Source organism: Ancylobacter aquaticus (assembly GCF_004339465.1).
Classification (GTDB): Bacteria; Pseudomonadota; Alphaproteobacteria; order Rhizobiales; family Xanthobacteraceae; genus Ancylobacter; species Ancylobacter aquaticus.
This window is the reverse complement of record NZ_SMFY01000001.1, coordinates 659,969-673,490: the sequence shown is the minus strand read 5'-3', so window position 1 is coordinate 673,490 and position 13,522 is coordinate 659,969. Positions and strand designations below refer to the sequence as shown.

Below are 13,522 nucleotides of genomic sequence, written 5' to 3'. Positions count from 1 at the left end.
AAATCCTGAAACACGACGGAGATGACGATGACCAGCAAGCTCGCGACACTCACCGCCGCCGCTGCCCTGGCGCTCGCCCCGGCGGTTGCCTTCGCCCAGAGCCCGGCCCCCGAGACCACCACGCCGCCCGCCGCCAGCCCGGTTCAGCCGGACGCTGGCAACCCGCAGGCCCCGGCGGCCGAGATGCCGGCGACCACCCCGACGCCCGGCACCGCCGATAGCGCGGCTCCGGCCGGCGCGGCGATGGCCACCCCGGCCACGCCCAAATTCGTCAACGCCCAGAGCTCGGGCCAGTGGCTCGGTTCGGACCTCACCGGCACCGAGGTCGTGACCGCCACTGACGAGAAGCTCGGTTCGATCAGCGACGTGCTCGTCGAGCGCGATGGCAGCATCGTCGCCGTGGTGATCGATGTCGGCGGCTTCCTCGGCATCGGCGCCAAGCCGGTCGCGGTATCGTTCGATTCGCTGACCGCCACCCCGACCGATGACGGCGAGAAGGTTGTCGTTACGCTCTCCAAGGAAGAGCTGAACGCGGCGCCGGAATTCAAGAGCCTGGAGCAGGCCCGCGCGGAGACGCCCAGCACCGGCGCCACCACCAACTGATCCAGCCCTAACGGTTCGGCCGCTGCGCGCGGCCCTCATGTAGCGACCGCCGGCGCCAGCCGTGCCGTCAGGATAGATATGCCCGGCCCTCGCGCCGGGCATATCTCGTTTCAGGGGGGGCCGGGCCCCCTCGGCGCTGCTTTCGCGAAAAGGCACGCCTTCCTTCACGGCGGCGCACGATGACGGGGGGCGCCGGATCGGGTAAAGCGGATATCCGACCAGCCGGACCCCGCCATGACCGAATCCCGCCGCCGCCCCGACCATCCCTTCAAGGACCTGTTCGACATCGACGCCATGCGCGTCGAGCTCGCCGCGCTGGCGCGCGAGGTGCTCGACAAGGGACAGCCCGGCCGCGAGATCGAGTTGCGAACGCAATTGGCGCGGCGGCTGAAGACCGCCTATCAGCACGGCCACCAGGTCGCCGAGCGCTGGCTGATGGTAGAGGGCTCCGGCCGGCGCTGCGCCGAGCGTCTGTCGCGGCTGCAGGACGAGATCATCACGCTGGTCCATGAGCTGGCGGTCAAGACGCTCTATCCCTCCGACAACCCCTCCACCTCCGAGCGCATGGCGATCGTTGCGGTCGGCGGCTATGGGCGCGGGCTCATGGCGCCGGGCTCCGACACCGATATCCTGTTCCTGCTGCCCTACAAGCAGACCGCCTGGGGCGAAAGCGTCGCCGAGGCCATTCTCTACGTGCTGTGGGACATGGGGCTCAAGGTCGGCCACGCCACCCGCTCGGTCGACGAGTGCATCCGCCAGGCGCGCGGCGACATGACGATCCGCACCTCGCTGCTGGAAGCGCGGCTGCTGATCGGCGAGAAGAAGCTGTTCGACGAACTGGTCGCCCGCTTCGACAACGAGGTGGTGCAGGGCACGGCGGTCGAGTTCGTCGCCGCCAAGCTGAACGAGCGCGAGGAACGCCTCAAGCGCGCCGGCCAGTCGCGCTATGTGGTCGAGCCCAATGTGAAGGACGGCAAGGGCGGCCTTCGTGACCTGCACACGCTGTTCTGGATCGCCAAATATGTCTACCGCGTGCACGAAACGCGCGAGCTCGTCGCCAAGGGGGTGTTCACCGCCGAGGAAGCCAAGATCTTCCGCCGCTGCGAGAATTTCCTCTGGTCGGTGCGCTGCCACCTGCATTTTCTCACCGGCAAGCCGGAGGAGCGGCTATCCTTCGACCTGCAGCGCGAAATGGCCGAGCGTCTCGGCTACCTCGCCCATCCCGGGCTGAAGGATGTCGAGCGCTTCATGAAGCACTATTTCCTGGTGGCGAAGGATGTCGGCGATCTCACCGCCATCGTCTCCGCCGCGCTGGAGGAGCGCCACGACAAGCCGGTGCCGCGCCTCGACCGGATGATCGCCCGGCTGCGCCGCTCGGGCCGGCGCACGCTGAAGGAAAGCGCCGATTTCATCGTCGACAATGACCGCATCAATGTCGCCGATGCCAGCGCCTTCGGCCGCAATCCGCTCAATCTCATCCGTATTTTTCATCTCGCCGGCAAGCATGGGCTGAACTTCCACCCGGACGCCATGCGCCTCGCCACGCGCTCGCTCAAGCTCATCGACCACAATCTGCGCGAGAGCCCGGAAGCCAACCGGCTGTTCGTCGAGATCCTTACCTCGAAGGAAACGCCGGAGATCGTGCTGCGGCGGATGAACGAGACCGGCGTGCTCGGCCGCTTCATCCCGGAATTCGGCCGCATCGTCGCGATGATGCAGTTCAACATGTACCATTCCTACACGGTGGACGAGCATCTCATCCGCTCCATCGGCGCGCTCTCGCAGATCGAGCGCGGCGACCGCCCCGATTACGGGCTGGCCAACGAGTTGATGCCACAGATCAAGAACCGCACGCTGCTCTATATCGCCGTGCTGCTGCACGACATCGCCAAGGGCCGGCCGGAGGACCATTCCATCGCCGGCGCCCGCGTCGCCCGCCGCCTGTGCCCGCGCTTCGGCCTCAACGCGGTCGACACCGATACGGTGGCATGGCTGATCGAGCAGCACCTCACCATGTCCACCATCGCCCAGTCGCGCGACCTCTCCGACCGCAAGACGATCGAGAACTTCGCCGCCGTGGTGCAGAATCTCGAGCGGATGAAGCTCCTCCTGATCCTCACCACCGCGGACATCCGCGCCGTCGGGCCGGGGGTGTGGAACAACTGGAAGTCGCAGCTGCTGCGCACGCTCTATCACGAGACCGAGCCGGTCATCACCGGCGGGTTCTCCGAGAGCAACCGCAATCTGCGGGTCGCCCGCGCGCAGGGCGAGCTGCGCGCCGCCCTCAACGGCTGGGACGCCGCCGCGCTCGACGCCTATATGGGCCGCCACTACCCCACCTACTGGCTGCAGACCGACCGCATGCACCAGATGGAGCATGCGCGCTTCATCCGCGAGACCGAGGAACACGGCAAGGCGCTGGCCACCCGCGCCGATACCGACCCCAAACGCGGCATCACCGAACTCACCGTCTTCGCGCCCGACCATCCCAAGCTGCTGGCGGTCATCGCCGGGGCCTGCGCCAGCGCCGGGGCGCATATCGTCGACGCCCAGATCAGCACCACCACCGACGGGCGGGCGCTCGACACCATCTCGCTGACCCGCGCCTTCGAGCAGGACGAGGACGAGGTGCGCCGCGCCGACCGCATCGCCGCTGCCATCGAGAAGGCGCTGGCCGGCGAGATCCGGCTGCCCGAGGTGGTGGCCCGGCGCACGCCGAAGCGCCCGCGCGCCTTCACCGTGGAGCCCGAGGTCACGCTCAACAATTCCTGGTCGAACCGCCACACCGTGATCGAGGTGACGGGGCTCGACCGGCCGGGCCTGCTCTACGGGCTGACGCAGACGCTGTCGCGGCTCAATCTCAACATCGCCTCGGCGCACATCGCCACTTTCGGCGAGCGCGCGGTGGACGTGTTCTACGTCACCGACCTGATGGGCGCCAAGATCATGGGCGCCGCCCGCCACTCCGCCATCCGCCGCGCCCTGCTGCAGGTACTCGACGCCGACGACGAGGCCAATGCGGCGTAGGGGGCCTTCCCGAAATCGCCCCTTAACCCCCGCTTAAAAGCCCTGATTTAGAGTTCGTTTACCGGCTCAATCAGGTGCCCTCGGGGGCGGAGGTTCATGTTCGGACGACGCGGCGACAGAGAGAGGCGCGAGCCGGTGCTGGGCACGCCCGGCTTCGACGGCGACCTGCGCCTGAACGCCGACGACCGCCCGACGATTCCCACCGCTCCTCTGGAGCGTGAGCGCCCCCGCACCCCGCGCAAGGCACTGCCCAAAGCCCGCCCCCCGGCACAGGCCAGCCGGCGCAGCCGGCACGACGACTGGTCCGACGCCGAAGAGGCCGATTACGAGGACGAGCCGCGCATGGCGAGGAACAGCCGGGGCCGGGCGCGCGAGGATGAGCGCCGCCGCGGCACCGGCCGCGAAAGCGGGCGCCGCCGCACGCCGAAGCGCGGCCTTTTCGGCCGGCTGGTCTATTGGGGCGTGGTGCTCGGCCTGTGGGCGGCCATCGGCATTATCGGGCTCATCTTCTACGAGGCGAGCCAGCTGCCGCCGATCCAGAACCTCGCCATTCCCGACCGCCCGCCCACCGTCATCATCCAGGGCGCCGACGGGCAGGCCATCGCCACGCGCGGCGAGATGGGCGGCACCAACGTGCCGCTGCGCGCGCTGCCGCCCTATCTGCCGCAGGCGTTCGTCGCCATCGAGGACCGGCGCTTCTATTCGCATTTCGGCCTCGACCCGCTGGGCCTCGCCCGCGCGGTGGTGGTCAATCTCACCCAGGGACGGGTGCGCGAGGGCGGCTCCACGCTGACCCAGCAACTGGCCAAAAACCTGTTCCTCACCCAGGAGCGGACGCTTTCGCGCAAGGTGCAGGAACTCATCCTCTCGCTGTGGCTGGAGGCGAAATACTCCAAGAACGAGATTCTCGAACTCTATATGAACCGCGTCTATTTCGGCGCCGGCGCCTATGGGGTGGAGGCCGCCGCGCAGCGTTATTTCGGCACCTCGGCGCGCCAGGTCACGCTCTCGCAGGCCGCGATGCTGGCGGGGCTGGTGAAATCCCCCTCCGCGCTCGCCCCCACACGCAATCTGGAGGGCGCGCAGGCCCGGGCCGAGGTAGTGCTGGGCGCGATGCAGGAGGCCGGCTTCATCACGCCGGAGATGCGCCGCACCGCCCTCGCCCGCCCCGCCACCGTGGCCAAGGCGCAGGGGCCGGATTCCTATGGCTATGTCGCCGATTGGGTGCTGGAGCAGGTGAAGGCGCTGGTCGGCCCGGTGACGCAGGACCTGATCGTCCAGACCACGCTCGACCCCGCCCTCCAGGGCGCCGCCGACAAGGCGCTGAAGGACGCGCTGGCCAAGTCCGGCAAGAAGCTCGGCGTGGAGCAGGGCGCGCTTGTGGTGATGGACACCGGCGGCGGCGTGCGGGCGCTGGTCGGCGGGCGCTCCTATGAGGAGAGCCAGTACAACCGCGCCGTCAGCGCCCGCCGGCAGCCCGGCTCGTCCTTCAAGCCCTTCGTCTATCTCACCGCCATGGAGCGCGGCCTGACGCCGGAGACGCTGCGCGAGGACGCGCCGATCAAGCTCAAGGGCTGGAAACCGGAGAACTTCTCCAAGGAGTATCGCGGCGCCGTCGACCTCAGAACCGCGCTGGCGCTCTCGCTCAACACCGTCTCCGTACGCCTCGCGCTGGAAGTGGGGCCGGACGAGGTGGTGAAGACCGCGCACCGTCTCGGCATCAATTCCAAGCTGGAGCCCAACGCCTCCATCGCGCTGGGCACCTCGGAAGTCTCGGTGCTGGAAATGGCGAGCGCCTATGCGCCCTTCGCCAATGGCGGCGTCGGCGTCACCCCGCACATCATCGAGCGGGTGCGCGACCGCAACGGCACGCTGCTCTACGCCTATGCCGAGGCCGGGCGCGGCATGGTGATGGCGCCCCCGCATGTGGCGATGATGAACCGCATGCTGCAGGACGTGCTCACCATCGGCACCGCCCGCCGCGCCGACCTGCCGGGATGGCCGGCGGCCGGCAAGACAGGGACGAGCCAGGACTACCGCGACGCGTGGTTCGTCGGTTACACCGGCCGCTTCGTCACCAGCGTCTGGCTCGGCAATGACGATTCTTCGCCGACGAAGAAAGCCGGCGGCTCCGGCTTGCCGGTGGATATCTGGAGCCAGGTGATGAAGGCCGCGCATGCGGGCCAGCCGCTCGTCGCCCTGCCCGGCACTGACATTCCCGCGCCCGTCGCCGGGCGGCTGCCGCCCGGAGAGGTGCCGGACGAGCCGGTCGTCACTGGCGGCGCCCAGCGCGCCCCCGCTGCCCCGCGCCCAAGCCTCGACAACTGGCTGCTCGACAAACTTTTCGGGAGTGGCTGAGGCCGGCGACGGGCGAGCGGCGACCGCCCCCTTCGTCAACCTGGATCGGTCCAGCGTCCCGTCCGGGATGAAGGCGCGGGGCTACTCCGCCCCATAGCGGTGCAGGCCGGCGCCATGCTTCTTGAGCCAGAGCTCGGCGGCGTGACGTTCGGGGAACAGCCTATCCACCGTCGCCCAGAAGCGCGGGCCGTGGTTCATCTCGCGCCGATGCGCCACCTCATGGGCAGCGAGATAGTCCAGCACCGAGGCCGGGGCGAGGATGAGCCGCCAGGAGAAGGAGAGCGCCCCCGCGCTGGAACACGAGCCCCAGCGGCTCGCCGTGTCGCGCAGGGTAACGCGGGCAAGGGTGACGCCGAGCGCGCCGGCGTGCCGATGCGCCGCCGCGACCAGATCGCGCCGCGCCTCGCGCTTGAGGAAATCCCCCACCCGGCGCGCCACATGCGCCGCGTCCCCGGCAACGAAGAGCGCCGCCTCATCGTTCTCGCTGCCGGTCCAGACCGTGCCGCGCGCCTGCGGCCGGTGGACGATGCGGTGCGGGGTGCCCCGCAGGGGAAGGATCGCCCCCGGTGCGAACGCCACACGCTCGGGCAGGCGGGCGAGTCGCACCTCCACCCAGCCGGCATGGCGGCGGGCGAAGTCCAGCGCCTCCGGCAGCGTTCCACGGGCGGGAAGGGTCAGCACCACGTCGCGCGTCGCCGCGCGGACCCGCAGCGTGTAGCGACGGCCGCGCGGGTTGCGGCGCAACTGGACGACGACCTCCTCGGCCGTCAGCGCCAGCCGGAAATGGCCGGGCTCCGGCTCGGCCGGAGTCTTGCGTCGGGAGGATTGGAGGGCGCGGAAGAGCATGCGACGACCGGGCCGGGAAAGTTGGTCCCAATTATGGCGCCGGCAGCGCCGGCGTCATTCTCGTCAGGCACGCGGGCTCGTCAGCCACGCAGGAAGGCGGCACGCCGCACGGCGCGCCCGCCTCTCAGCGCGCGAGGCGACGCCGGTTGCGGTCCTGCACCGGCTGGTAGGCGATGCGGGCGTGATAGGCGCAATAGGGCAGCCCGGTCTTGGAGCGGCTGCCGCAGTAATGGAAATCGCCCTTGCCGGGATCGCCAACCGGCCAGCGGCAGGTGAATTCGGTCAGGTCCAGAATGGTGCAGCGCTCGCCCATGGGGATCACCTTGGCGACCGGGTCGGACGCGACCTCGGGCTCCGGCTCCGCCATCATCTCCACAACAGGCGCGAGCGCCGTGTTGCCCTGCACCATCGGCCGCATGACCTGGGCGCTGGCAGCGGGACGCGGCTTGCGCGGACGGGGCGCCGGCGAGGCGGCCGCCTTGGCGCGGCCGGAAAGACCGAGCCGGTGCACCTTGCCGATGACCGCGTTACGGGTGACGCCACCGAGTTCTGCCGCGATCTGGCTCGCCGAGAGCCCCTCCGACCAGAGTTTCTTGAGCAGCTCGACGCGCTCGTCCGTCCAGTTCATCGCATGGTCTCCTTCGTGCCGACCGGGAGGCGGAATCCCTCACCCCTTCGGCAAGTCGAACTTGCCGAACCCAACGCCCGCAAACGCCACCAGGGAAATTGCCGCCGCACGAGATGTCGTATCTCACTGGGGGGAGGCTACAATATGCGCGCAGTCGGAGCGAGTAGGTTCATGTCCGAAACGATCGTTTTCCCCAGTTAGAGTCCGCACTGCAACACTCCCCTGTGAAGCGGAGTCGGATCAAGCACTTGTCGGATGCCGGGCGGAACCGCCGGGTACCACTTGGCTGGCCGGGGCGCCCGAAGCCTTGGAACCGTTCCGATTTTCTCCACTTTTAGCCTAGGTGCGTTGTCTCGCGCCGCCGGTGCGGCGAAGATGCAAGCGCAGCTTCCGCCCCCAAGGGAGACGTCGATGAAACCGCTTGCCGGTGCCTTTTCCTGCCTGGCCGTCCTTGCCGCTTTGTCGGCACCGGCCATCGCCACGCCCGCCTCGCCCCAAGCCTTTGCACCCCACGTCGTCGCGCCGCTCGCGGGAGAGGCCGCCGGATCGCGCGTCACCCCTGTTGCCCAGGGCTGCGGCCCCGGCGCCTGGCGCGGGCCGTGGGGCGGTTGCCGCGACACGCCCTATACCGGGCCGCTGCCCGGTGGCGGCTATGCCGGTCCGCCCGGCGCCCCGGTCTATTACGGCAATGGCTGCCCGCCCGGTTTCTGGCGCGGCCCCTGGGGCCATTGCCGCGACACGCCCTATCACGGGCCCCTGCCCGGTGGCGGCTGGAAGCCCTGATCGCACGCGCTGACGGAGACAGACCATGGCCCACACCTTCTCTCTGGCGACACTCGTCACCGTGCTCGCCCTCACGACGGCCGCCCATGCGCAGAGCCCGGCCCCCGAGTCCCCGCCGCCCTCGGCCGAAGCCGCCCAGCCGCTCGTCGACCTCTACACGGACGAGGACGCGCAGGCGACGCTCGACGCCCGGCTGATTGCCCTCAAGACCGTCCTTCGCCTCACGCCGGAACAGGAGAAGCTCTGGCTGCCGGTGGAAGAGGCGATCCGGCAGGCGGCGAAGAATGCGGCCGGCCGCGCGGCGGACCGTGCCGAGGCGGAACCGGCGCAGGACTTCCTCGATGTGCTGGAACGTCTGGCCGGAGCGGAAGCCGCCCGGGCCGCCGACCTCACTTCGGTCATCACCGCCGCCCGGCCGCTGGTCGCCGCGCTCAGCGTCGAGCAGAAGCGCCGCATCCCGGCCTTCCTCGGCATGACCGACGACGCAGGGCGCCCGCAGCCGACGCTGGAACTGTGGATCTTCGAGGCCGAGCAGGAATAGCGCGCGCCGCCCGCACGGCGCGGCGGCAATTCGCGCCCGCCGGGCGGCCCAATATTGACCACAGGCCCCCAATCGATAGAATTGCCGCATCGGGTGCCGCCCCCCCAAGGGCGGCACGTTTCGTTTTGGGGCAGGCGCAGACCCGTCGGGGGCGCCTCAAGCTTGAGAGAGGGAGGGGCGCGGTGATCACCCCCATCCTGCCGACCTATAACCGTGTCGACCTCGTCTTCGAGCGGGGCGAGGGCGCTTGGCTGTTCACCCGCGAAGGCGAGCGATATCTCGACTTCACCGCCGGCATCGCGGTGAACGTGCTCGGCCATGCCCATCCCCATCTCGTCGCGGCGCTGACCGAGCAGGCCGGCAAGCTCTGGCACCTGTCCAATCTCTTCCGCATCGAAGGCGGTGAGCGCCTCGCCGCGCGCCTTGTCGCGGCGACCTTCGCCGACACCATGTTCTTCACCAATTCCGGGGCGGAGGCGCTGGAATGCGCCATCAAGATGGCGCGCAAGTACCACTCCGCCAATGGCCGCCCTGAGCGCGCGGGCATCATCACCTTCGAAGGCGCCTTCCACGGCCGCACGCTCGCCACCATCGCCGCCGGTGGCAATCCGAAATATCTGGAGGGCTTCGGCCCGGCCATGCCCGGCTTCGACCAGGTGCCGTTCGGCGACATGGCGGCGGTGAAGGCGGCCATCGGCCCCGAGACCGGCGCCATCCTCATCGAGCCGGTGCAGGGCGAGGGCGGCGTGCGCGCGGTGTCGTGGAGCTTCCTGCGCGAGCTGCGGGCGCTGTGCGACGAGCATGGCCTTCTCCTCATCCTCGACGAGGTGCAGTGCGGCGTCGGGCGCACCGGCAAGTTCTTCGCCCATGAATGGGCCGGCATCACGCCTGACATCATGGCGGTGGCCAAGGGCATTGGCGGCGGCTTTCCGGTCGGCGCCTGCCTTGCCACGCAGGAGGCGGCAAAGGGCATGACGGCGGGCACCCATGGCTCGACCTATGGCGGCAACCCGCTGGCCATGAGTGTCGCCAATGCGGTGCTCGACATCGTGCTGGAAGAAGGCTTCTTCGAGCGCGTGCTCGCCACCTCGACCCGGCTGCGCCAGCGCCTCGCCGAACTGAAGGACCGCCACCCCTTGGTGATCGCCGAGGTGCGCGGCGAGGGGCTGCTGCTCGGCCTGCGCACCGTGGTGCCGAACACCGACCTCATCGCCGCCATGCGGGCCGAGGGCATGCTCGCCCCGTCGGCGGCGGAGAATGTGGTGCGCCTGCTGCCGCCGCTGACCATCGGCGATGCCGAAATCGACTCGGCCTTTGAGAGGCTCGACGCCGCCTGCGCGCGGATCGAGCAGGGCCTGGAGGCCGATACGGCAAAGGGAGCGGCCGCATGAACGCGATCAACCCGGGCCCCGTGAAGCATTTCCTCGACCTCGACCAGCTGCCGTCCGGCGAACTGCGCTCGCTGATGGATCTGTCGAAGGACCTCAAGAGCCGCAAGCGCGAAGTGGCGCTGGAAAAGCCTTTCGCCGGCAAAGTTCTGGCGATGGTGTTCGACCAGCCCTCCACCCGCACGCGCATCTCGTTCGATGTCGCCATGCGCCAGCTCGGCGGCGAGACGATCATGCTCACCGGCGCCGAGATGCAGCTCGGGCGCGGCGAGACCATCGCCGACACCGCGCGGGTACTCTCGCGCTATGTCGACGCGATCATGATCCGCATCCTCGACCACGCCGCGCTCGCCGAGCTGGCCGAGCATGCCACCGTGCCTGTTATCAACGGCCTGACGCGCGAGTCGCATCCCTGCCAGGTGATGGCGGACGTGCTCACCTTCGAGGAGCATCGCGGCCCGATCGCCGGGCGCACCGTCGCCTGGACCGGCGACGCCAACAACGTGCTGGTGTCCTGGGTCCATGCCGCCCAGCGCTTCGACTTCGCGCTCAACGTCGCCACGCCGCCGGAGCTTTCCCCGCGCCCGGCGCTGGTGAACTGGGTGCGCGAGACCGGCGCCCGCGTCACGTTCGGCCATGAGGCCGAGGCGGCGGTGGAGGGCGCGGACTGCGTCGTCACCGACACCTGGGTGTCGATGGGCGACGCCGAGGCCGAGCGCCGGCACAATCTGCTCAAGCCCTATCAGGTCAATGGCGCGCTGATGCGGCGGGCGGCGCCGGGCGCGCTGTTCATGCACTGCCTGCCGGCCCATCGCGGCGAGGAAGTCACCGACGAGGTGATGGACGGTCCGCAATCGGTGGTGTTCGACGAGGCGGAGAACCGGCTGCACGCGCAGAAGGGCATCCTCGCCTGGTGCCTGGAAGGCACGGCCGGCTGAGCCGGCAATGGGCCCGCCCTGCCTCCTCCGGCAGGCGCGGTCCGCGCAGCGCACCGGCGGGGGCGAGCCCCCTCGCAGAGTTCCACCAGCGCTCCTATATGGGCGGGCGACATGACAACACATTCCCCCTCCCCCGCCCCCACGCCCCGTGGCCCCGATCCGCGCGCGGTCGACGACCGCGTCACACCGTTCCACATCGACGGGCTCGATGTGCGCGGGCGCGTCGTGCGTCTTGGCACCAGCCTCGACGCCGTACTCGCCCATCATGACTACCCCGCCGCGGTCAAGCGGCTGCTCGGCGAGGCCGTGGCGCTCACCGTGCTGCTCGGCTCGACGCTGAAAATCCAGGGCCGCTTCATCCTGCAGACCCGTACCGACGGGCCGGTCGACCTGCTGGTGGTGGATTTTTCCGCCCCGCAGGATGTGCGCGCCTATGCCCGCTTCGATCTGGAGCGGCTGGAGGCGATGCAGGCCGGCCTGGCGCCCGGCTCCGGCTTCGACAGCGGCGCGCTGCTCGGCCATGGCCATCTCGCCATGACCATCGACCAGGGACTGAGCGTCAACCGCTACCAGGGCGTGGTCGCGCTGGAAGGCGGCGGGCTGGAAGCCGCCGCGCACCAGTATTTCACCCAGTCGGAGCAGATTCCTACCCGCGTGCGCCTCGCTGTGGCGGAAGAGATGCACCCGGGCGGCGCCCCATCCTCCTGGCGCGCCGGCGGGCTGATGGTGCAGTTCCTGCCCACCGAGGGCGGGCGGGTGCGCCCGGTCGACCTGCATCCCGGCGACGCGCCGGAAGGGACCGAGCTCCCCGAGGCATCGGAGGATGACGCCTGGGTCGAGGCCCTGTCGCTGGTGAGCACGGTGGAGGATATCGAGCTGGTCGACGCCGAGCTTTCCAGCGAGCGGCTGCTGTTCCGCCTGTTTCACGAGCGCGGCGTGCGGGTGTTCGAGACCGAAGGCGTGGTCGCCAAATGCTCCTGCTCGCGCGAGCGGGTGATGAACGTGCTCGGCAGCTTCACGCAGGAAGAGCGCGCCGGGCTGGTCGAGGACGACAAGATCGCCGTCACCTGCGAGTTCTGCGGCCGCACCTACGACTTCAAGGCCGAGGAAATCGTCGACGTCGCCGAGGGTGACGACGCCGCCAGCACCTGAGACACCGCGCCTCCCCCGAACACGTGATTCCCGGGCTCGGCCCGGGGATCCACGCCTTGGCGGACGGCGCCCCTTACCCCACGCACTCCGCGATCAGCCCGGTAAGAAACCGCTCGCAGGCGCGCAACTGGCTGACCTCGATATATTCGTCCGGCTTGTGCGCCTGGTCGATCGAGCCGGGGCCACAGATGATGGTGGGGATGCCCTGCGCCTGGAAATGTCCGCCCTCGGTGCCATAAGCCACCGTATAGGTGCGGTTCTGGCCGGCCAGACGCAGCGCCAGAAGCTCCGCCTCCGAGCCGGTCTGGGGGCTGAGCGGCGGCACCCTGTAGATGAAGTCGGTGGTGATCGACGCGTCCGGCGCCGTCTCCAGCAGCCCCGGCAGCACCTTCTCGCGGGCGAAGCGCTCGAAGCGCTCCAGCAGCGCGTTCTCGTCGAAGCCGGGCAGGCCGCGCACATTCCAGCGCAGCGCGCATTGGCGCGGCACGATGTTGCCGGCGGTGCCGCCATTCACCACCGTCACCTGCACCGTCGTGTTGTGCGGGTCGAAGCGGCCGGAGGGGTCGCCCGCCTCGATCAGTTCGGCGCGGATGCGGTCAAGCTCGCCGATCAGCGCGGCGGCGGCAAAAATGGCGTTGGCGCCGAGCTGCGGCATGGAGGAATGCGCCTCCCGCCCGGTGACGGTGGTGACATAGGCGATGCCGGATTTGTGCGCGTCCACCACCCGCATCGAGGTCGGCTCGCCGACGATGCACGCGCGCGGCAGGGGCAGGTCCACGCCCAGCCGGCGCACTGCCGGCACCACGCCGGTGCAGCCGATCTCCTCATCATAGGACACCAGCAGGTGGATCGGCGTTGCCAGCCGCGCCGCCACCATCTGCGGCACCAGAGCGAGGCAGCAGGCGAGAAACCCCTTCATGTCGCAGGCGCCGCGCCCATAGACCCGGTCACCCTCGGGCGTCAGGGTGAACGGGTCGGTGCTCCAGGGCTGGCCGTCCACCGGCACCACGTCGGAATGGCCGGAAAGGCACACGCCGCCGACACCGGCCGGGCCGATGGTGGCGAAAAGGCTCGCCTTGTCGCCCTCCGGGCTCGGGACGATGACGCTCTCGATGCCGAAGGCGGCGAGGTAGTCGCGCACGAAGGCGATGAGGTCGAGATTGGAATTGCGGCTCGTCGTGTCGAAGGCGACCAGATAGGCCAGAAGTTCCTCGGTCGTCGTACGTACGGCCAGCATGGAGAATCCCCGTCGCGATAA

Annotated in this window: 11 protein-coding genes; 8 read left to right on the top strand and 3 right to left on the bottom strand. The window is 69.5% G+C overall.

Annotation, left to right across the window (positions count from 1 at the left end; genetic code table 11):
• The first annotated feature begins 27 nt into the window (after nt 1-27).
• From EV667_RS03105 to EV667_RS03095, 3 genes are all read left to right on the top strand, one after another.
• Nucleotides 28-603: a PRC-barrel domain-containing protein gene (locus EV667_RS03105; protein ID WP_131833854.1), complete on the top strand. Its 576-nt coding sequence runs from the start codon at nt 28-30 to the stop codon at nt 601-603.
• A gap of 234 nt (nt 604-837) precedes the next feature.
• A complete protein-coding gene (locus EV667_RS03100; protein WP_131833853.1) occupies nt 838-3,630 on the top strand; it encodes a [protein-PII] uridylyltransferase in 2,793 nt (930 codons plus the stop codon).
• Nucleotides 3,631-3,726: 96 nt separating this feature from the next.
• On the top strand, nt 3,727-5,988 hold the full coding sequence (locus EV667_RS03095; RefSeq protein ID WP_245515947.1) for a PBP1A family penicillin-binding protein: 2,262 nt from the start codon (nt 3,727-3,729) through the stop codon (nt 5,986-5,988).
• An 81-nt stretch (nt 5,989-6,069) separates the two neighbouring features.
• On the opposite strand, the gene EV667_RS03090 is transcribed toward EV667_RS03095, so the two are convergent.
• Nucleotides 6,070-6,834: a M48 family metallopeptidase gene (locus EV667_RS03090; RefSeq protein WP_131833852.1), complete on the bottom strand. Its 765-nt coding sequence runs from the start codon at nt 6,832-6,834 to the stop codon at nt 6,070-6,072.
• A gap of 124 nt (nt 6,835-6,958) precedes the next feature.
• The gene (locus EV667_RS03085) at nt 6,959-7,462 is read right to left on the bottom strand and encodes a GcrA family cell cycle regulator (RefSeq protein WP_131833851.1); all 504 of its coding nucleotides are present in this window, start codon (nt 7,460-7,462) and stop codon (nt 6,959-6,961) included.
• 411 nt (nt 7,463-7,873) lie between these two features.
• On the opposite strand from EV667_RS03085, the gene EV667_RS03080 reads away from it, so the two are divergent.
• The 5 genes from EV667_RS03080 (at nt 7,874) to EV667_RS03060 (ending at nt 12,264) form a co-directional block, all read left to right on the top strand.
• Nucleotides 7,874-8,245, top strand: a complete 372-nt coding sequence (locus EV667_RS03080; RefSeq protein ID WP_245515946.1) for a GCG_CRPN prefix-to-repeats domain-containing protein — start codon at nt 7,874-7,876, stop codon at nt 8,243-8,245.
• A 25-nt stretch (nt 8,246-8,270) separates the two neighbouring features.
• Nucleotides 8,271-8,786 carry a Spy/CpxP family protein refolding chaperone gene (locus EV667_RS03075; protein WP_131833850.1) on the top strand — a complete coding sequence of 172 codons (516 nt, stop codon included), beginning with the start codon at nt 8,271-8,273 and terminating at the stop codon, nt 8,784-8,786.
• Nucleotides 8,787-8,968: 182 nt separating this feature from the next.
• Complete coding sequence (locus EV667_RS03070) at nt 8,969-10,177, top strand: aspartate aminotransferase family protein (RefSeq protein WP_131833849.1); 1,209 nt, start codon at nt 8,969-8,971, stop codon at nt 10,175-10,177.
• Complete coding sequence (argF, locus tag EV667_RS03065) at nt 10,174-11,112, top strand: ornithine carbamoyltransferase (RefSeq protein WP_131833848.1); 939 nt, start codon at nt 10,174-10,176, stop codon at nt 11,110-11,112. Before EV667_RS03070 ends, argF begins: the two co-directional genes overlap by 4 nt.
• Before the next feature lie 111 nt (nt 11,113-11,223).
• Complete coding sequence (locus EV667_RS03060; protein ID WP_131833847.1) at nt 11,224-12,264, top strand: Hsp33 family molecular chaperone; 1,041 nt, start codon at nt 11,224-11,226, stop codon at nt 12,262-12,264.
• Between the two features lie 73 nt (nt 12,265-12,337).
• Here the strand turns inward: EV667_RS03060 and argE are convergent, their stop codons facing one another.
• On the bottom strand, nt 12,338-13,501 hold the full coding sequence (gene argE / locus EV667_RS03055) for an acetylornithine deacetylase (protein WP_131833846.1): 1,164 nt from the start codon (nt 13,499-13,501) through the stop codon (nt 12,338-12,340).
• Between the last annotated feature and the right edge of the window lie 21 nt (nt 13,502-13,522).